14 protein-coding genes are annotated in these 20,485 nt (G+C 40.7%); 5 read left to right on the top strand and 9 right to left on the bottom strand.

Annotated elements, in window-relative coordinates; genetic code table 11:
* The first annotated feature begins 56 nt into the window (after positions 1-56).
* Entirely contained in the window at positions 57-692 is a 636-nt protein-coding gene (locus tag GNP81_RS17955) for a bifunctional 4-hydroxy-2-oxoglutarate aldolase/2-dehydro-3-deoxy-phosphogluconate aldolase (RefSeq protein WP_005416953.1), read from the top strand.
* A gap of 15 nt (positions 693-707) precedes the next feature.
* On the opposite strand, the gene GNP81_RS17950 is transcribed toward GNP81_RS17955, so the two are convergent.
* The 7 genes from GNP81_RS17950 to glnA form a co-directional block, all read right to left on the bottom strand.
* Positions 708-3,245 carry a bifunctional diguanylate cyclase/phosphodiesterase gene (locus tag GNP81_RS17950; RefSeq protein ID WP_196587349.1) on the bottom strand — a complete coding sequence of 846 codons (2,538 nt, stop codon included), beginning with the start codon at positions 3,243-3,245 and terminating at the stop codon, positions 708-710.
* A 260-nt stretch (positions 3,246-3,505) separates the two neighbouring features.
* Positions 3,506-4,507, bottom strand: coding sequence for an adenosine deaminase (add, locus tag GNP81_RS17940; protein ID WP_155671830.1), 1,002 nt, complete (start codon positions 4,505-4,507; stop codon positions 3,506-3,508).
* 164 nt (positions 4,508-4,671) lie between these two features.
* The gene (gepA, locus tag GNP81_RS17935) at positions 4,672-7,227 is read right to left on the bottom strand and encodes a phosphodiesterase GepA (protein WP_155673712.1); all 2,556 of its coding nucleotides are present in this window, start codon (positions 7,225-7,227) and stop codon (positions 4,672-4,674) included.
* 116 nt (positions 7,228-7,343) lie between these two features.
* Complete coding sequence (gene glnG / locus GNP81_RS17930; protein WP_155673711.1) at positions 7,344-8,744, bottom strand: nitrogen regulation protein NR(I); 1,401 nt, start codon at positions 8,742-8,744, stop codon at positions 7,344-7,346.
* Positions 8,745-8,782: 38 nt separating this feature from the next.
* A complete protein-coding gene (gene glnL / locus GNP81_RS17925; protein WP_041941289.1) occupies positions 8,783-9,838 on the bottom strand; it encodes a nitrogen regulation protein NR(II) in 1,056 nt (351 codons plus the stop codon).
* A gap of 79 nt (positions 9,839-9,917) precedes the next feature.
* Positions 9,918-10,454 (bottom strand): DUF4124 domain-containing protein, encoded by a 537-nt coding sequence (locus GNP81_RS17920; protein WP_017019537.1) that lies wholly within the window; start codon positions 10,452-10,454, stop codon positions 9,918-9,920.
* A 249-nt stretch (positions 10,455-10,703) separates the two neighbouring features.
* Positions 10,704-12,113 (bottom strand): glutamate--ammonia ligase, encoded by a 1,410-nt coding sequence (glnA, locus tag GNP81_RS17915; protein WP_011260968.1) that lies wholly within the window; start codon positions 12,111-12,113, stop codon positions 10,704-10,706.
* A gap of 537 nt (positions 12,114-12,650) precedes the next feature.
* On the opposite strand from glnA, the gene typA reads away from it, so the two are divergent.
* From typA to GNP81_RS17895, 4 genes are all read left to right on the top strand, one after another.
* A complete protein-coding gene (gene typA, locus GNP81_RS17910) occupies positions 12,651-14,483 on the top strand; it encodes a translational GTPase TypA (protein WP_054775395.1) in 1,833 nt (610 codons plus the stop codon).
* Positions 14,484-14,615: 132 nt separating this feature from the next.
* Positions 14,616-15,548: a virulence factor BrkB family protein gene (locus GNP81_RS17905; RefSeq protein WP_005416973.1), complete on the top strand. Its 933-nt coding sequence runs from the start codon at positions 14,616-14,618 to the stop codon at positions 15,546-15,548.
* Entirely contained in the window at positions 15,520-15,954 is a 435-nt protein-coding gene (dtd, locus tag GNP81_RS17900; RefSeq protein ID WP_336495380.1) for a D-aminoacyl-tRNA deacylase, read from the top strand. The genes GNP81_RS17905 and dtd overlap by 29 nt, the downstream gene beginning before the upstream one ends.
* 187 nt (positions 15,955-16,141) lie before the next feature.
* A complete protein-coding gene (locus GNP81_RS17895) occupies positions 16,142-17,041 on the top strand; it encodes a bifunctional GNAT family N-acetyltransferase/hotdog fold thioesterase (RefSeq protein WP_155671824.1) in 900 nt (299 codons plus the stop codon).
* A 450-nt stretch (positions 17,042-17,491) separates the two neighbouring features.
* On the opposite strand, the gene trmH is transcribed toward GNP81_RS17895, so the two are convergent.
* Both trmH and spoT read right to left on the bottom strand, forming a co-directional pair.
* Complete coding sequence (gene trmH / locus GNP81_RS17890; RefSeq protein ID WP_005416984.1) at positions 17,492-18,181, bottom strand: tRNA (guanosine(18)-2'-O)-methyltransferase TrmH; 690 nt, start codon at positions 18,179-18,181, stop codon at positions 17,492-17,494.
* A gap of 177 nt (positions 18,182-18,358) precedes the next feature.
* Complete coding sequence (gene spoT / locus GNP81_RS17885) at positions 18,359-20,482, bottom strand: bifunctional GTP diphosphokinase/guanosine-3',5'-bis pyrophosphate 3'-pyrophosphohydrolase (RefSeq protein WP_065624634.1); 2,124 nt, start codon at positions 20,480-20,482, stop codon at positions 18,359-18,361.
* Positions 20,483-20,485: the final 3 nt, after the last annotated feature.

The following is a 20,485-nucleotide window of genomic DNA, read 5'->3' as shown; positions in this document are numbered from 1 at the left end:
TTTTAGCGTAAAATGCCGGGGTTATTTTAAATGAGTAAAGAGAGCTAAGAAAAAATATGAGTTGGAACCTTTCGCCTTCAGACGTATTTAGTGCATCACCAGTTGTTCCTGTTATGGTTATCGAACAATTGGAAGACGCTGTACCAATGGCTCAAGCACTTGCAGCTGGTGGAATTAATGTGTTCGAAATTACGCTTCGAACAGCGGTTGCTTTAGAGGCAATTACTGCAATTCGTAAAGCGATGCCAAAAGCATTGGTAGGCGCTGGTACTGTTATTAGTACGCATCAGTATGACCAAGCTGTTGAAGCGGGTGCTCAATTTATTATTTCTCCAGGATTTACACCAAGTTTGTTAGCCCATGCAAAAACTGCGGATGTTCCACTAATCCCTGGTGTTGCAACGCCTTCTGAGGTTATTCGAGCAATTGAATTAGGTTACTCTCATCTTAAGTTTTTCCCTGCAAGTGCATTTGGTGGTCCATCAGTATTAAAAGCGATGGCTGCACCATTACCACAAGTTCAATTCTGTCCAACTGGCGGCATTAATCCACAGAACGTAAATGACTACACAGCATTAGATTGTGTGGCCACTGTGGGTGGTTCTTGGATGCTACCAAAAGATGCAGTAGCGGCAAAAGATTGGAATAAAGTAACGTTATTAGCAAAAGAAGCGGTTGAGCTAATTAAGTAATCGCACTTATTTTTGTCACGCCTGAGTATGATGCATCAGGTGTGACAGCTCTCCCCATTGTTCAATTGGTAACGGCTTACTGTATAGGTAGCCTTGTGCAATATCACAACCTAAAGAGTCCAATATTTCTGCTTGCTCTTTTGTCTCAACCCCTTCAACAACAATCGACACGTTAAATCCTTTTGCCATGTGAATGATGGCGTTAACAATTGATGTTTCTGCATTATCACGAGTTAGATTTTTTACAAACGAGCGATCTATCTTTAAGCAATCAAAAGGCAGAGTGTGCAAGTAAGACAGTGATGAGTAGCCTGTTCCAAAGTCATCAATAGCAATATGTACTCCAAGTGCTCGGACCTTATTTAATAATTCAATAATAAAAGTATCGTTATTCAATAAGCGAGACTCAATGATCTCTAAACTTAAGTTTTTAGGCTTAAGACCTGATTCAGTTAACGCAGCTTGTAAGCGTTGATAGCTGTTCCCATCATGCAGCTGTTCTGTTGAAACATTAACATGCATAACGAAATCTTCGGGCCATTCTCCAGATGCAATTTTTTGTGCGGTGTCGATACACGCTTGTCTTAATACCATACGACCAATATTGATTATCATGCCGTTATCTTCAGCAAGAGGAATAAATTCATTTGGAGATACGATTCCTCGTTGTGGTGAATTCCAGCGAATTAAAGCTTCTGCGCCATGAATTTTACCGTCTTCAAAATTTACTAATGGTTGATAGTAAGGGAGTAACTCTTCATTTTTTATCGCGTGTGATAGCTCCGCAGCCAGTTTGGTTTTTTTCAGAGATATGTCGGCCATGTAAGGTTCAAACACTGCCAATTTGCTTGATTTACTTTGCGCATGAGCAAGTGCCAAACTAGCGCTACGTAACCAATGCATTGCATCATGATCATCGAGTTGATACACCAACCCTGTTGATAGTTGAATGACTACTTCACCTGATGCGGATTGAATAGGGGTATTAAATATGGATTGTAATTGCTGCGCATAGTTAATTAATTCTTGTATATCATCAATACGATAAAAGAAAAGGGCAAATTCAGCGCCGCCAATGCGGGCCATTTCTATATTTTGATCTTGATAATGCGTTTTTAATCGCTCTGAAATATCAATAAGAAGGTGGTCGCCACTTAAATGTCCAACAGAGTCATTGATGTCTCGAAAGCCATTAATGGTAAAAGAAATGAGTCCTGAATTATCAGTAATCGCAGGAGAGATAACATTATCGAGACCTGTTCGACTGTACAGATGAGTCAGCGAATCATAAGTTACTTTATCTTGTAATTCTTGAAACGATCGTTTTAGGTTGTTTGCCATAAATTTAAACGAACGAGTTAGAACCATGACTTCTTGAGTTGTGCAATTAATTGGTAGAGGAGTATCCCAGTTACCTTGAGCTAACTCTTTTGCTGAATTAGCCGTATCAATAATCGGTTTTATTAATTTTCGAATGACATAAATCGCAAGTACGAAAGCGATAAGACAGGCGATAATGGTAATAATGATGGTGAACTGTCGTCGTTGTGGCAATGCTCCAAGTAGCGTTGACTCTGGAATTGATGCAATGATATAGCCTTCAACAGGAATGCGCTTCCGGAAAGGGCTGATCATCATAAAATGTTTTTGGCCATCAATATTTAGTGAAATTATTTTTTCTTGTAATGCATTATCAAACCCTACTTTTTCAATATATAGAATCGTCTCTTTAACCACTGGATTCTTAATTGTATCTATGCGGGAAGTATCATGATGCATTGGTGCATCAGGGTTATGATCTGAATGCAGCCAGACTGTTCCATTACTATCAACAATAGAGATATTACCGTTGATTTCATCGGCTTCTTTATCTAAAAATTTATTGAATGAGGTAAGTAAAACATCCGTTGTAATAACGCCTTCAATTTCTTTATTTTTATTATAAACAGGAGCTATAGCTGACAACAGAGAGGATGCATTTTCCTCTACGTTTGAATAAATATCACTCCAGCGAGCTTTTGGGTCTTCGAGTGATTTTTGATACCAAGGACGAGTTCTCGGGTCATAGTTTTTTATGATGTTCAGCACTGGCGATTGTAAATTATCGTTGTGATAAATATATAAGTGGTCATTCTGCTTTTTTAGAAGCAAATGAGTGGTGCCGTTATTTTTATTTTTTCTAAAGCCAATGTAATCACCTTTTTGATTACCATAGCCAATGATATCGACTTGTTTAAGTGTACTGACTTCTTTTTTTAAGTTTTGATTTAGGTAGCGCTGTAGTTTCTTGGCGTTTTCTGGCAAATAAAGCTCATTACGTTCAATCGTATTACGCATATTGATATTGGCGTTTAATGGGTCTTCTAATTGGTGGTAAAGAGCTGCATCAATACTGCGAGAAGAAGAATCTAATAATTTTTCACTGATGTGACTGATCATGTCCTTATAAATACTCGCTTGGCTATTAAGTACTACAGTCATGATCAGAGTGAAAATGATCATAAATGGGATAGCAATAGCAAACTTTAGAGATATGTTGTTTTTACATGACATAAAAATAGCGACCAGAATCACACTTAATAGAATGGAGTCGCGTATGCTATCAGCAATAGAAATGAGAGGTATGTCTCAATTATTGGATGGTGAGAAATTGTTCAGTTTGAAGTTAAAAGCAGGGACGAGAGTTGAGTACGTTTCGCTAGAGAGATAAGGAAAAGCGAGAACACTGGTGCTGGTATTACAACACCAGTTATATATTATTTTTAGTCCCTAGTCCCTAGTCCCTAGTCCCTAGTCCCTAGTCCCTATAGCTTCTAGCGCTTAGCTGCCATCTCACGCAGAGCTTGTTTCTCTGAATCAGATAAGAAAGCCAGATCTAAACCATTAATTTGAATTTGTTTAAGTTGCTCTGGCGTTAAGCCTACTTTTGGTGCGGCAACTTCATACTCATGAGGTAATTCAATCCCCTCAACAGCTGGGTCATCGGTATTAAGACAAGCTTTAACACCGTAGTCTAAGAATGTTTTAATTGGGTGAGTTTCAAATGAAGCAACCGTACTTGTTTGGATATTAGAGGTTAAGCAAGACTCAATACCAATGTTATTTTTAGCTAGGTATTCCATTAGTTTTGGATCTTCAATGGCTTTAACACCATGACCAATTCGTACTGCACCAAGCTCATTAATTGCTTGCCACATACTTGCAGCGCCTGCCGCTTCACCTGCGTGTACCGTGACACGAAGATCAGCATCTTTCACCTGTTTAAAGTGATTCACAAAAAGATCACCTGGTTGGCCTAATTCATCACCCGCAAGATCGATGGCAACTAATTTGTGTTTTTGAGTCAGTAGGCCATCTAATTCTTGTTGGCAAGCGTCTTGGCCAAAAGTACGGCTCATAATACCGATTAAATTAGCTTTAATTCCAAAATCACGACAACCGGCTTCGACACCATCAACAACTGCTTCAACAACGCCAGCAATTGGTAAATTGTGTTTCATTGCCATGTAGTATGGTGAGAAACGTAATTCAGCGTAATCAATTTGAGCATTCATAGCGTCTTGAACATTTTCATATGCCACACGACGACATGCGTCTAAATCACCAAGAACAGCAACGCCCCAATCAAGTTTAGATAAGAAAGCCACAAGACTTGGTTCGGCTTCTACAATTTGTACGTGAGGGCGAAGTGCTTCGATATCATACGCAGGTAAGTCTAAACCGAATTTTTGACCTAAATCCAAAATGGTTTCAATGCGAATATTTCCATCAAGGTGACGGTGTAGATCCGTTAAAGGAAGCTGTTTAATGATCATTATTATTTTCCTAAAAAGTGTCCCAATTCCATTGGTGCATCGGCATTGGTATAAAACTGAATATAAGTAGATATTACAGCAGAGTATAGAGACAAGTGTGGAATGTGTCAGTAGCAAAACGGTTAAAAACAACGCAATCTGAACGATTGCGTTGTGATGTTAACTTATTCTGTTGGCCAATCTTCTAAAGGAATAGGGCGACTATAGAGGAAGCCTTGAGCGTGATGATAATTGAGTGATGCCAATAATTTCGCTTGTTCTTGTGTCTCAATACCTTCAGCAACCAGAGTAATATCAAATCCTTGAGTCATATTGCATACGGCCGCCGCAATGGATGAATCGATATTTTCAGCTGTCAAATCTTTGATAAATGAACGATCGACTTTTAATACATCAAATGGCAGTTTATGAATATAAGCAAGAGATGAGTAACCCGTACCAAAATCATCAATAGCAATTTGAACACCTAAATCACGAATTTTCTGCATGGTATTAATGGTCGAATTATCATGATTTACTAGGCGTGATTCCGTAATTTCTAGGGTGAGATTTTCTGGAGCCATTCTTGTGTTATGTAATACTGATTTTAGTTCATCCAAAAAGTTATTTTGGGTTAATTGGCAAACCGATAAGTTTACGTGCATGTGGAAATCAGCAGGCCAAAGACCTTGATTAATGCGCTCAACCGTATCCAAGCAAGCTTGAGTTAATATTTGAGAGCCCATAGGAATTATCATGCCGTTTTCTTCAGCTAGCGGAATAAAGTCTAATGGTGAAACCATTCCTCTTAATGGACTTAACCAGCGAATTAATGCTTCTGCACCTATGGTTTTGCCACTTTTTATATCAATTATTGGTTGGTAAAAAGGGACAAGCTCTTTGTTTTTAATTGCCAAAGACAGTTCAGCGGTCATATTTGCTTTATGTAATGAAGCCTCTGCCATTTCAGGGGTGTACAGTGACATATTAAGGTTGTTCTTTTTCGCTTGCCCCAGAGCTATGCTGGCATTTCTTAGCCAAAGCGTCATGGAATCACAGCTTAAATCACCATAAACCAAACCTGTTGATATACTCAAAAGGGAGTTGTTTGATGCCACTCTAAATGGGGTCATAAAACAGCCTTCCATATCTCGTGCATATTGTTTTAGTTGTTCGACATCATTGAGTCTTGAGAAGAATAGAGCGAACTCATCTCCTCCAACTCGAGCAATTGCAATGTTGTCCTGAGTAAAGCTGCACTGTAAGCGGTCACTGATGTTCTTGAGTAATTGGTCACCTTCTAAAATACCAAAGCTGTCATTGATGTCTCTAAAATTATTAATACCGATAACAAGTAACCCTTGTTCATGATTCTCTTTTTTATCAAGCATGATTCGACATTGCTCTATAAGGCCTTGTCGACTGAGCACTTGAGTTAAAGAGTCAAAGGTAATTTGTTGACGCATAGCATCAAATGACGATTGGAGCTTATTGGTCATGTCATTAAATGCATTCATTAATAGTGTTGTTTCGTAAATACTTCCTTGAGCCTCAACGTTATTATTCCAATTACCACTTGCGATATTGCGTGCCGCATTTGCGGTAGTAAAAATGGGTTTAGTCACTTGAGTAACTAGATAAACACCAACAATTAAACCAATAGCAGCGAGTACGATGCCAAAAAATAAACCACGACGTTGTTCTTCTTGAAGGTGTCCAAGTAAGTCGCTTTCCGATATTGAAATAACGATGTACCAATCTAAATTATTACCATCGATATAAGGGGTGATTTGGCTGAAATAACGCTCGCCTTTGTAGTAGAAAGAGAAAACTTCAGCGTGATTATTTTTATTAATTAACTGGTTGGTTTTAATGTAAGTAGCACTTTGTTGAATGGCCTCATCGCAGCTTTCAGTCGCAAGTAAGCGAGAGCCTACAGGGCTATTTGGAGTGCCGATGGACAATACACTTCCGACACTTGAGTGAGCGATTAAACGTTGTTGTTCGTCAATTAAGTAAATAACGCCTTTGGTCTGCTTTGTTTCTTGAGATAAGAATTTGTTAAATGAATCCAGCTTTACATCTGCAGCAAAAACACCAATAAAGTCATCATCATAGAATACAGGGTGCATGGTTGAAATGGTGATTTCTTTTTTCTCATCAGCATTAGTATAGATTTTAGACCAAGAGGGTTTTAATGTTGTTGCGGTGGGTTTATACCAAGGGCGAGAACGAGGGTCGTAGTTTGCAATGACTGTGCGAATATCATCAGAGATTTTGCTTCCACGATAAATGATGAGATCGTCATCCGTTCTTTTATCTTGAAGCATAAGAGAAAGTTCTGCGTTTGGTTCACGACGAAAGCCTATGTACTCTTTTTTCTCTCCCCCAAAAGAGAGAACGTCCATTTGCTCAAGACTAGTATAGATGCCTTCAAGACTATCTTTTAAGAATTGTTGTAGCTGTTTAGTATCGTTAGGGTGATACATTTGATAGCGCTGAATTTGGTCAACCATGCTTTTTACTGCAAAGTTTGGAGCGTTCAAAAAGATGTTAAGGTCAGCATGGGTATTTTGAGTGTAAGAGGTAAGTACTTTCTCACTTACATCACCAACTAGCTTTTCGTAGCTATTATTTTGTGTGTAAAAAACAATACTTAGCGTGATCAGCAAAACGGCAATGAATGGAAGCATTACTGCCGTTCGTAAGGAAAACTGTTTTTTATTTGTGAGTTCTGTCATGGGCTTTACACTGCGCTATTCTGTGTTTTTATAGATAAATGATGTAACCGTTATTATCTATGTAACTCAATTTGCTGATTATAAATATATCGGCAGCCATGACAGAATCTTCAGTTTTATTCCAACTCTTTTAACTTTCTTGTCAGTGTATTTCGTCCCCAACCAAGCAGTTTTGCGGCTTCTTGTTTATGTCCATGCGTATGATGCAGTGCTTTATCTAATAAGATACGTTCAACATTGGGTATCACTTTATTTAGAATGTCTTCTTCACCTTGGTTTAGTTGGATTTCAACCCAAGCACTAAGTTGCTCTTGCCAATCAGTGGTTTGATGTTGTTGAGGTTCTGGTGTTGAGAATAACTCTGAGGGTAAATCCGCAGGTAACACTTCTTGACTGCTTGCCATTACTGTCAGCCAACGACAGGTATTTTCCAGTTGGCGGACATTACCTGGCCAATCGCACTGGCTTAATTTATCACTGGCACTTTGGCTTAGTGTTTTACACTCGACTGCCAGTTCTTTTGCGGCTAAGCGTAAGAAATGCTCTGCGAGTTTATTTATGTCTTCACGTCTTTCTCTTAAGGCTGGGATATGAACTCTAATTACGTTTAAGCGATGGAATAAATCTTCTCTAAATTCACCATCAGTCACTAATTTTTCAAGGTTTTGGTGAGTTGCAGCAATGATACGAACATCCACTTGAACAGGAGAGTGTCCACCGACACGATAAAATTGCCCATCAGCAAGAACACGCAGTAGTCTGGTTTGAATATCTAATGGCATATCTCCAATTTCATCCAAAAATAGCGTACCGCCATTAGCTTGCTCAAAGCGACCCTTTCGAACGGAGTTTGCACCTGTAAATGCGCCTTTCTCATGACCAAACAGTTCCGATTCAATTAAATCTTTAGGAATTGCTGCCATGTTAAGTGCGATAAATTCATTATTTGCTCTTGGGCTATGTCGGTGTAGGGCGTGGGCAACCAATTCTTTACCGGTACCAGACTCACCATTAATTAAAACGGATATTGATGAGCGAGATAAGCGTCCGATAGCTCGAAACACTTCTTGCATTGCGGGTGCTTCGCCGATGATTTCAGGAACATGATGCTCCTTTTTCGGGGTGTTGATGCTTTGCTTTTTTTGTTCTTGGCTATGTGCTAAAGCACGCTCCACTAAGGTGAGAGTTTCATCAATATCAAAAGGTTTAGGTAGGTATTCAAACGCCCCTTTTTGATAAGCACTGACAGCGGCATCTAAATCTGAGTGTGCCGTCATGATAATCACAGGTAGTTCTGGGTAATTTTCTTGAATATGATGAAGAAGCGATAAACCATCCATTCCCGGCATACGAATATCTGAGATAATCACATCAGGTACATTGCGCTCTAGTGCTTGAATGACGCTTTCGGCATCACCAAAACTTTCACACATCATATTGGTACTGGTTAAAGTCTTTTCTAATACCCAGCGAATGGAGCTGTCATCATCAACAACCCAGATAAATCCTTTACTCATAATTTTGCTTCTCCGTTATCCCTCTTGTGAGGTTATTTTTATTTTAGTGGGAGGTAAATGGTGAAAATGGTTTTTCCCGGCCAGCTAGAGACATCTATTTTTCCATTATGCTGATCGATTAAATTTTGCGAGATAGATAATCCCAATCCTGTACCACCTTCACGAGCGCTAACCATAGGATAAAAAAGCGTATCTTGGATGTGGCTGGGGATCCCTGGGCCATTATCAATAATGTCTATTTTTGCTGCGAGTTTATGACGTTGACCATAGATGTTGGTTTGGAAATCGGTTCTGGTTTTTAAAGTGATCGTACCGTCAGGTTGGTCTTTAAGAACTTCTGCTGCATTACTTACGATATTGAGAATAGCTTGTTCTATTTGCTCCGCATCTACGTCAAAATCGGGCAGGCTTGGGTCATAATCTCGAATGATTTTTACTTGATAAGATGAATTCAATTCAATGAGTTGGCGAACTTTTTCAATGATAGCATGCAAGTTTTCTGGCTGTTTTGTTCCGAGCTTTTGAGGGCCCAGTAAACGGTCCACTAAATTTCGTAGACGATCGGCTTGTTCAATAATGATCTGGGTATATTCATGAAGTTCACGTTCAGGCAGCATGCGTTCTAGTAATTGTGCTGCTCCACGTAATCCACCCAATGGATTTTTAATTTCATGCGCTAAGCTACGAACAAGAACCTTTGCAGCTTGTTGCTGTGCGTGTTGATTAATCTCTTGAGATAGGCGTCTTTGCTGCTCTATTTGACGAATTTCAACTAATAAATAGAGTGATTTATTGATAGCAACCGGGCTAGAAGTTAGCTCGATATAAAGTGGTTGTTCATCAATCATGATACGAACATCACTGTCAGTCACACTTTGTCCAGTGTTTAATGGCAGCATGAGAGTGGATAAATCAAATTGCGGAGAATGAAATAAATCATCAAAGGCGTGTTGAGCCATACGCTGAGCACTCTGAGAGAACAGTTGCTCAGCCGCAGGATTGGCATAATGAATTTGGCGTTGATCATCGAGCAATAAAATTGCTGTGACTTGGTGTTCAAGTAATTGAGTTGAGAAATCCATCGTTAATGCCATCATCCTTATAGCAAATTAATAAATGCACCATCATGGTGCATCATACCTTGCTTTTTAGAATGGAACTATATGAATTCCTCTAGTTTGCAGACGGTCGGTGTAGATACACGGTGATAATAGGTGATGATGCAATTCTCTTGCCGTCTTTGATAGCAACAACAGTAATAAGGTGAGTACCTCGATCTATGCCTGTTAGCTTCCACTCAGTTGATGCTTGAGGTAGACCGTAAGGGGAGCCATCAAGCATAAGCTGCAGTTTTTCATCGATGGATAACTTACGGTTTAAATCCGTTAGCACGGTGATGTGTCCACGAGAGCTTCGAATGGTTTCTTCTTGTTGTAAATTGCTAAATGAAATCTCAAGCTTTTTGTCTTTTTTCTCAGGTGCTTTTGATTTGGTTTTCTTTGCGACAGGTTCTACGGATGTAGCCGTATCATCATAAGATTCCTCTAAAGGCACGCTAGTAGATAACGAGAGTTGTTTCGATTTGATGTTTGTTGGTGGTGGAGAATCACTGAAATGCCTTGTTCCATCACTGTCTTCCCACGTATACACCGTACCAGCGAAGGCAGATGTAGAGAATAAGATAAGAAATATAAGCTGTTTATAAGACATATTACCACCATGGATGATGCGTTGCTGATCGAATTAACTGTCTTGGTTATTCAGTTAATTGGATTGCCATTATCTTATGACTTCATACGATACTACAGAGATGAAATCTCGAACGGCTCTGTAAAGAAAACGAACCAAAACAGAGTGTTGCCTTTAAATCCTTTTTTGCCAATATAAAAAAGGCCCGCCTGTGAGGCGAGCCTAAAAATTAATCAATTCTTTACTTTAATCAGCAATAAATTGTGAATATTAAACTGAGTAGTACATTTCAAACTCAAGTGGGTGAACTGCTGTATTGATTGCTTCCACATCTTGAGATTTAAGACCGATGTAAGAATCGATAAAGTCATCAGAGAATACGCCACCAGCGGTTAAGAACTCGCGATCCTCGTCTAGTGCTTTAAGTGCGATATCTAGAGATTCTGCAACTGTTGGGATTTCTGCTGCTTCTTCCGCTGGAAGGTCATACAGATCTTTATCCATTGCTTCACCTGGGTGGATCTTGTTCTTAATACCGTCAAGACCAGCCATTAGCATTGCTGAGTAACATAGGTATGGGTTCGCTGCTGGGTCACCAAAACGAACTTCGATACGACGAGCTTTCGGGCTTGGTACTACTGGGATACGGATAGATGCTGAACGGTTACGTGCAGAGTATGCAAGCATAACAGGTGCTTCAAAACCAGGTACAAGACGCTTGTATGAGTTAGTTGATGGGTTAGCAAATGCGTTGATTGCACGAGCGTGTTTGATGATGCCGCCAATGTAGTAGATAGCCAGTTCAGATAGGCCGCCGTACTTATCGCCAGCAAATAGATTAACGCCATCTTTTGCTAGAGATTGGTGAACGTGCATACCAGAACCGTTATCACCAACAAGTGGCTTAGGCATGAATGTCGCTGTTTTACCAAATGCGTGTGCAACGTTATGTACAACGTATTTGTAGATTTGAGTTTCATCCGCTTTTGTTGTTAGCGTATTAAAACGTGTAGCGATCTCATTTTGGCCCGCAGTAGCAACTTCGTGGTGGTGTGCTTCAACAACAAGCCCCATTTCTTCCATGATTAAACACATAGCTGAACGGATGTCTTGAGATGAATCAACAGGTGCTACTGGGAAGTAACCGCCTTTAACACCAGGACGGTGACCTTTGTTACCGCCTTCGTATTCTGTACCTGAGTTCCAAGCCGCTTCGATGTCGTCAATCTTGAAGAAAGAACCAGACATGTCTGTGTTAAAACGTACATCATCAAATAGGAAGAATTCTGGTTCAGGACCGATTAGAACCGTGTCAGCAATACCAGTAGAGCGCATGTATTCTTCAGAACGTTTAGCGATTGAACGTGGATCGCGATCGTAACCTTGAAGTGTTGCTGGCTCTAGGATGTCACAACGAATGTTTAGTGTTGAGTCTTCTGTGAATGGGTCAAGCACTGCACTTGCTGGATCTGGCATCATTACCATGTCAGATTCGTTAATGCCTTTCCAACCTGCAACTGAAGAACCATCAAACATTTTGCCTTCTTCAAAGAAGTCCGCATCAATTTGGTGAGAAGGGATTGAGATATGTTGCTCTTTACCTTTTGTATCGGTAAAGCGCAAATCGATAAATTTAACTTCGTTCTCTTGAATCAGAGCTAGTACGTTTTCTACTGACATGTAGGATAACCTCCGGTGTTATAATATAAATATTGGTCAGCTTAGCTGTTATAAACTACATTGCTAGAAGCATGCCAAAAGTAATAATCCATTAATATCAATAACTTGTTTTCTTTGGTGCATGTGTTTCAATGCAGTTTGCACCATTTTGATCTCTAGTTGCACTATATTGGTGCGAGGTGAGTTCAAGTTATTAATTACTTCTAGATGCTATTCAGCAGTTAAATCAAAAATTTGTCAATACGATTGATTTGAAAAGAGCGTAATGAAATGTATTCGTTTTACTTAATTATCTGATCTTAAAGTTCTTTTATTTTTTCATTTTAAGACGGAAGTAAAATCCTAGAAGGGAAAAATAGAACGTAAATTGGCTGTTTTTTCATCGTTTTTGTGTGCTGTATTAAATTAATTTAAAAATAATTGTGTCTTTAATCACATATTTCGTGGGTTTTGCTCTAAAATCTGTTAAATTATTGACCGTTTTTAAACCAAGTAGTGCCAATGGTGGCTCTACACGCTCTGAGTGAATTTGAATCCATGTCTACTCCACAGATTGATAAACTAAGAAATATCGCAATTATTGCGCACGTTGACCACGGTAAAACAACACTGGTTGATAAGCTATTACAACAATCAGGCACACTAGAATCTCGTGGTGAGACTGAAGAACGCGTAATGGACTCGAACGACATCGAGAAAGAGCGTGGTATTACGATCCTTGCAAAAAATACAGCGATTAACTGGAACGATCACCGTATCAACATCGTAGATACCCCTGGACACGCCGATTTCGGTGGTGAAGTTGAACGTATCATGTCAATGGTTGACTCTGTTCTTCTTATCGTTGACGCAGTTGACGGTCCAATGCCTCAAACTCGTTTCGTTACGCAAAAAGCTTTCGCACACGGTCTTAAGCCAATCGTTGTAATCAACAAGATTGACCGTCCAGGTGCTCGCCCTGATTGGGTTATGGACCAAGTATTCGACCTATTCGATAACTTAGGTGCAACTGACGAACAACTAGACTTCCAAGTAGTTTACGCTTCAGCTCTTAACGGTTGGGCTACACTAGAAGAAGGTGAAACTGGCGAAAACATGGAACCACTGTTCCAAGCTATCGTTGATAACGTAGATGCTCCAAACGTTGACGTTGACGGCGCACTACAAATGCAAGTTTCTCAACTAGATTACAACTCTTACGTAGGTGTTATCGGTGTTGCACGTGTTACTCGTGGTTCTGTTAAACCAAACCAACAAGTAACTGTTGTAGGTGCTGACGGTTCTAAACGTAACGGTAAAGTAGGTACAGTATTAGGTTACCTAGGTCTTGAGCGTCACGAAGTTGAACAAGCTAACGCTGGTGACATCATTGCAATTACAGGTCTTGGCGAGCTTAAAATCTCTGACACTATCTGTGACGTAAACAACGTTGAAGCGATGACTCCACTTTCTGTTGATGAACCAACAGTAACAATGACTTTCCAAGTAAACACATCTCCGTTTGCTGGTAAAGAAGGTAAGTTCGTTACTTCACGTAACATCCTTGAACGTCTAGAAAAAGAACTTGTTCACAACGTAGCACTACGTGTTGAGCAAACTGAAGATCCAGACAAATTCCGCGTATCAGGCCGTGGTGAACTTCACCTATCTATCCTGATCGAAAACATGCGTCGTGAAGGTTTCGAGCTAGCAGTATCTCGTCCAGAAGTTATCATCAAAAAAGATGAAAACGGCAACCTAACAGAACCATTTGAAACCGTAACTATCGATGTTCTTGAAGAGCACCAAGGCGGTATCATGGAAAACATTGGTATCCGTAAAGGTGAGCTAACTGATATGGCACCAGATGGTAAAGGCCGTGTTCGTATGGACTTTATGATGCCTTCTCGTGGTCTTATCGGCTTCCAAACTGAGTTCATGACTCTGACTTCAGGTTCTGGTCTTCTTTACCATACGTTTGATCACTACGGTCCTCACAAGGGCGGTACTATCGGTCAACGTAACAACGGTGTTCTAATTTCGAACGCAACTGGTAAAGCACTGACTTACGCACTATTTAACCTACAAGAACGTGGTCGTCTATTTACAGAGCACGCTGATGAAGTATACGAAGGTCAAGTTATCGGTATTCATAACCGTTCTAACGACCTTACAGTTAACTGTCTGAAAGGTAAGCAACTAACTAACGTTCGTGCTTCTGGTACAGATGATGCACAAGTACTTTCTCCAGCAATCAAGTACACACTTGAGCAAGCTCTAGAGTTCATCGATGACGACGAACTAGTAGAAGTAACACCTGAAAGCATTCGTATCCGTAAGCGTCACCTTACAGAGAACGATCGTAAGCGTGCAGGTCGTGCACCTAAGTAATTCTTGATTCGGATTTAGCTTTTAGTTAAATCACAAATCTAATAAAATTTAAAATCCCTTTGTAGGCAACTACGAAGGGATTTTTTTTATCTGTTATGATGTATAGAGATTGATATGTTAAAGAGTGAATTGATGGAAGATAAAATAAAACACAAGCTGAGGATTGGCTGGTCATATCTACTTTTCTTAAAGCAAAGAGTTATTCATGACAGGTTAACGGTAAGTGCTGGTTATATGGCTTACATCACTTTGCTGTCTTTGGTGCCATTAATTACGGTTCTGCTATCTGTATTGTCTCAATTTCCTGTTTTTTCTGGAGCAGGAGAGACGGTACAAGCCTTTGTGATTCAAAACTTTGTACCAGCCGCCAGTGATGCGGTTGAAGCCAGTTTAAAAGAGTTTATTTCAAATACGGGTAAGATGACGGCAGTAGGTTCTGGTTTCTTATTTGTAGCTTCTGTAATGCTGATCTCATCGATAGATCGCAGTTTGAATTACATTTGGCGAGTAAAGAAAAAACGTCGTCCAATGTATTCATTTTCATTGTATTGGATGATCTTAACTTTAGGCCCTTTATTGGTTGGCGCAAGTTTGGCGGCAACGTCATACGTCACGTCATTAAAGATCATGGATGATGAAATAGTTTCCAGTTTTTATCGGACTTTATTGGGTTGGTTACCTATCATATTGTCATTCTCTGCATTTGTTGGTTTGTATTTATTAGTGCCGAACAAAAAAGTTCGAGTGACTCATGCGCTTATTGGTGCCATGTCCGCGGGGTGTCTATTTGAGTTTAGTAAGGTGGGTTTTGCTCAATACATAACGCAATTTCCTTCATACCAAGTCATCTATGGCGCATTAGCAGCCGTTCCTATTTTGTTTGTTTGGGTATATTTGTGCTGGATTATTGTTCTAATTGGCGCTGAAATTACCGCAAGTTTAGGTGAGTTTGAAGGGTGGCTAGCGGGAAAAGTTAGCACCAATATACTTGAATCAGATATTAAAGCGTTAACAGAACAACAAGGGTTGATAGAAAGTGATAGCACTGATCCAGAGAGTAAGTGAAGCCGCTGTAAAAGTAGATGGCGAAGTGACTGGTGAAATTAATCAAGGTTTATTAATTTTATTAGGCGTTGAAAGAGAAGATGACGAAGCAAAAGCTAAGCGTTTAATGGAAAGAGTTTTAACTTACCGAGTATTTGAAGATCAAGACGGTAAGATGAACTTAAATGTGCAACAAGTAAATGGTAGCGTATTAGTTGTATCGCAATTTACGCTGCCTGCAGATACTAAGAAGGGTACTCGTCCAGGTTTTTCAAAAGGAGCGCATCCTGCGGACGCTGAGCGTTTGTATGATTATTTCTCTGACTTATGTGAAGAGAAGTTAGATACGCAACGAGGACGCTTTGCTGCGGACATGAAAGTTTCGCTAGTGAATGATGGGCCTGTGACGTTTTGGTTGCAGGTTTAAGGGCAGGGGCGAGATTCTAGGACGCTTCGCTCGAGGGGGGGAATTAGGTTTCAGGTCGCTGCGCTTGCAGGTTTCAGGAAGAGCAAGAACTGAGTTCGGTTTGCTTTTGCTCTTCCTTGAGGACGAAGTCCGTACTCGTTTCTCGAAGCGTAGCGCACTCCTCCCTAATCATAATAAAAGGATTTATATGTTTCGATTGATCACACCAACAACAGAAGCTGAATTAAAAGCTTACTACCATTTTCGTTGGAAAATCTTACGTGAACCTTGGCGTCAGCCGGAAGGTTCTGAACGAGATGCGTATGATGATATGAGCCAACATCGAATGATTTTAGATGGTCGTGATCAGCCTGTTGCCATCGGGCGTTTATATTTAACGCCTGATAATGATGGTCAAATTCGCTATATGGCTGTTGCACCACATTGCCGAGGAAAAGGTATTGGTGCATTGATTATGGTTGCTCTGGAGTCTTATGCTCGCCAAGAGAACGCGAAACGCCTGGTGTGTAATGCTCGTGAAGATGCGATTCCATTTTATGTCAGAAATGGATTTACTAGCCAAGGGGAATTGAGTGATGAAAGAGGGCCTGTTCGTCACCAACAAATGCTCAAACATTTAGATCCATTAGCTGATGTATTGCGACGTCCTGATTGGTGTTCAGAACTTCAGAAGCGTTGGGAAAATGAAATTCCAATCAGCGATAAAATGGGGATTAAAATCACCCAATACACTGGTTATCGATTTGAAGTCAGTGCCATTTTAAATGCCAACCTTAATCCACATAATAGTATGTTCGCAGGCAGCATTTTCACCATGGGCACATTGACCGCTTGGGGAATTGTTTGGCTGTTGCTAAAAGAACGAGGCTTAGATACCACCAGTATTATGTTGGTTGATAGTCATATTAGATATCGCCAACCTATTGTTGATAACCCTAAAGGTATAACTTCATTGAATTGCTTGGAAGGGGATTTTGATCGTCTGCAATCAGGTAAACGTGCAAGAGTGAAAGTAAAAGTCGATTTGTGTAATGGTGATAATCCTGCGGCTGAATTTACTGGGACGTTTATGTTGATGAGGGATTGAGAGCAGGGGCGAGGACGCTTCGCTCGAGGGACGAGGGAGAGCAAGAGACTATACGCTTCGCTAACTAGAGGCTGGAGACTATAAGAGCAACAGCAGAGTTCAGATCGCTTCGCTTGCAGAATTCAGAGGTGTTCGCTGAAATCACAGTGACAAAGAATGGTTCTCCCTCTTTATCACTATTGCTATGAGATCGATATAGTTGATATAAGGGGGAGTTAGAGGGGGGTGGTTGTGATTGCTAGGTTTCAGGACGCTGCGCTTGCAGGTTTCAGGAAGAGCAAGAGCAGAGTCTGGTTTGCTTTTGCTCTTCCTGAAACCTGAAGTCTGAACCCTCGCTTTTTTGCTTTTATAGTTTCTAGCTAGCGAAGCGTATAGTCTCTAGTCTCACAGCGATCACCCCTGAATCCTGCAAGGGAGCTTGCGACCGATCTGAACCCTAAGTTCTCGTTCTTAATCCGCTGCCTGCATCGTTTCCCACCAAGCATCATCAGCAATAATTTGTCCAGTTTCATCCAATTGTGGGAAAGGAAGACCTTTACGCTTAGCGACTTTTGCTAATACAGGGTGGCCACGTTCAAATAGCACACGGTTAATATATTCTTCTGGTAACGCACTCTCTTCACGGTTGTACATACCTGCTAAATCACGCTGACGCTGCGCTTCATATAAAATAAGCGCACTTGCAACCGATACATTTAACGATTGCACCATACCAACCATAGGGATGATGATGTCTTGATCAGCCATCGCTAATGCTTTTTTGCTGATGCCTGTTTTTTCACTGCCAAGAATGATGGCCGTTGGTTTGGTGTAGTCAATTTCACGAAAATCTACCGCAGTATCGGATAGATTTGTCGCTAGAATCTGCATGCCTTGTTCTTTAAGCGTAGCAAAAGCATCTTCAATATTTTTATGTGTTTCCACATCAACCCAATTACGAGCACCAGCAGAAGTATGTCCTAGCATCTGCATCTGCTCTGTAGGCCAAACCGCATGAATTTTGTGGATGCCTGTTGCATCAGCAGTACGAACAATCGCAGAAACGTTATTGGCTTTATGTACTTCTTCTAAACAAAGAGTGAGATCAGTTTGACGAGCTTTTAATACAGAAGTAATTCGTTGGTAGCGTTCTAAATTCATAATTTTAATTCTTGGGATGGTTAGAGGGGCTAGGGATAAGTATGGAGAAGCGAGGATTCAGGTCTCAGGTTTCAGGAAGATCAAAAGCGAGTGCACCTGAAACCTGCGAGCGAAGCGATCTGAAACCTAGATCTAACTAAAAGGACGAAGTCCGTACTCGAACCTCGTCCCTCGCATCTAGTTCTTATGTCTACGTACTTTAAGTGCGTGTGGCATAACACGGATACGACGCATAATTTCAGCTAAATGTTTACGATCTTTCACCGTAAGCTCGATGGTTACTGTATATAAGCGCCCATCTTTTTCTTCCGTTGAAATACCGCGGATATTTGATCCTGTACCTGCAATTACATTCGCCAAATCAGCTAATGCACCTTGGTGGTTTTGGATATCAATATCTAATGCTGTATCAAATTCTTGATCGAATTCATCAGCCCATTCAACGCCCATGTACTTATCAAGTTCTTTTTGATAACCACGAACATTCGCACACTCTTCCATATGAACCACAAGGCCACGGCCAGGGCTTACGTGAGCAATAATGTGATCACCTGGAATAGGGCGACAACAGTTTGCAAATGTCAGTAAGATGCCGTCAGCACCACGGATTGGTAGCTTTTTACCTGTGGTGGTTTCAATGTTTGAGGTTTGTTCTGTTAATTCATCAGCAGAGCCTAATAGGCGACGAGCAATAACAATACTCATCAGCTCACCTAAGCCGATAGCGGCCAGTAAGTCATCAAGTTCTGCTAATTTAAGATCAGATAAAACGTGTTCAATATTTTCTTGAGAAATATCGTCTAGTGATACGTTATGACCTAAAGCGTGATTCAATAGGCGACGGCCTAATACCACAGAATCTTCTTTGCGCATGGTTTTTAGCACTTGGCGGATCTTAGTTCGTGCTTTTGATGTCACGACGTAGTTCAGCCATGCTGCATTTGGACGAGCACCTGGAGCGCTGATGATTTCAACCGTTTGGCCATTTTTAAGTGGTTTACTTAACGGGTAAGGTTGACGGTTAACACGTGAACCAACACAGCTATTACCAACATCAGAGTGAACGGCGTAAGCAAAATCCACAGCCGTTGCGCCAACAGGCAGTTCAAAAATACGGCCTTTTGGAGTGAAAACGTAAATTTCGTTCGGGAAGAGATCCGATTTTACATTTTCAATAAATTCAAATGAGCTACCTGCACTTTGTTGAAGTTCAAGTAAGCTTTGCATCCAGCGCTGTGCTCGGATTTGAGCCGTCGTGCTAGAGTTATCGCCTTCTTTGTACGACCAATGTGCAGCAACACCTTTGTTCGCCATTTGCTCCATATCTTCAGTACGAATTTGTACTTCAACAGGAACACCGTGAGGGCCAACCATAGAGGTATGAAGCGATTGGTAGCCATTGGCTTTTGGTACCGCAATATAGTCTTTAATACGACCCGGACGAGGTTTGTAAATGCTGTGAACTTGACCTAATGCTCGGTAACAAGTATCGACATTATCGGTAATCACTCGAAACGCATAGATATCCATAATGGTATGGAAGCGCTGTTCTTTATTTTTCATTTTATTGTAAATAGCGAACAGGTTTTTCTCTCTACCAATCACTCGGCCGGTAATACCAGCTTCAGCAATACGGCCTTCAATTTCAGAATGAATTTTTTGGATCATCTCTTTACGGTTACCACGAGCTGACTTCACCACTTCTTTTAATACGCGATAGCGATTAGGGTAAAGAGCTTCAAAACCTAACTCTTCAAGTTCAGTTTTAATATTGTGGATACCAAGGCGATGCGCCAAAGGAGAGAAAATTTCTAAAGTTTCACGAGCAATGCGGCGACGTTTATCAGGGCGTAAAGCACCCAGTGTGCGCATATTATGAGTTCGGTCAGCAAGTTTGATCAATATAACGCGGATGTCTTGCACCATCGCCATGACCATTTTTCGGAAGTTTTCAGCCTGTGCTTCTTTTTTATCGCGGAACTTAAGTTTGTCCAGCTTAGAAACACCATCCACTAATTCGGCAACCGTGTCACCAAATTGCTCAGCGAGCTCTTCTTTGCTTACTTCTGTATCTTCAATAACATCATGAAGCAGCGCAGCCATCAGCGTTTTATGGTCGAGCTTCATTTCTGCAAGGATTCGAGCCACAGCTACTGGGTGGATGATATAAGGTTCGCCACTTGAGCGAGTTTGCCCTTCATGGGCTTCTTTTGCTACCAGATAAGATCGACGAAGAGCCTCAATGTGAGGCTCTGGCAGGTAATCTTTGGCAACATCTTTCAGGCTATCGAATAAATCCAAATT

It is taken from the genome of Aliivibrio fischeri (assembly GCF_009727955.1).
In the GTDB taxonomy this organism is placed as follows: domain Bacteria; phylum Pseudomonadota; class Gammaproteobacteria; order Enterobacterales; family Vibrionaceae; genus Aliivibrio; species Aliivibrio fischeri_A.
The sequence above is the reverse complement of the archived record's forward strand: the minus strand, read 5'-3'. Positions and strand labels throughout refer to the sequence as shown.

Bases quoted from the DNA above. Each gene is read 5' to 3' on its own strand.
- GNP81_RS17955 (WP_005416953.1), top strand. From the start codon at position 57: ATGAGTTGGAACCTTTCGCCTTCAGACGTATTTAGTGCATCACCAGTT.
- GNP81_RS17950 (WP_196587349.1), bottom strand. From the start codon at position 3,245: ATGTCATGTAAAAACAACATATCTCTAAAGTTTGCTATTGCTATCCCA.
- add (WP_155671830.1), bottom strand. From the start codon at position 4,507: ATGATCATTAAACAGCTTCCTTTAACGGATCTACACCGTCACCTTGAT.
- gepA (WP_155673712.1), bottom strand. From the start codon at position 7,227: ATGACAGAACTCACAAATAAAAAACAGTTTTCCTTACGAACGGCAGTA.
- glnG (WP_155673711.1), bottom strand. From the start codon at position 8,744: ATGAGTAAAGGATTTATCTGGGTTGTTGATGATGACAGCTCCATTCGC.
- glnL (WP_041941289.1), bottom strand. From the start codon at position 9,838: ATGGCATTAACGATGGATTTCTCAACTCAATTACTTGAACACCAAGTC.
- GNP81_RS17920 (WP_017019537.1), bottom strand. From the start codon at position 10,454: ATGTCTTATAAACAGCTTATATTTCTTATCTTATTCTCTACATCTGCC.
- glnA (WP_011260968.1), bottom strand. From the start codon at position 12,113: ATGTCAGTAGAAAACGTACTAGCTCTGATTCAAGAGAACGAAGTTAAA.
- typA (WP_054775395.1), top strand. From the start codon at position 12,651: ATGTCTACTCCACAGATTGATAAACTAAGAAATATCGCAATTATTGCG.
- GNP81_RS17905 (WP_005416973.1), top strand. From the start codon at position 14,616: ATGGAAGATAAAATAAAACACAAGCTGAGGATTGGCTGGTCATATCTA.
- GNP81_RS17895 (WP_155671824.1), top strand. From the start codon at position 16,142: ATGTTTCGATTGATCACACCAACAACAGAAGCTGAATTAAAAGCTTAC.
- trmH (WP_005416984.1), bottom strand. From the start codon at position 18,181: ATGAATTTAGAACGCTACCAACGAATTACTTCTGTATTAAAAGCTCGT.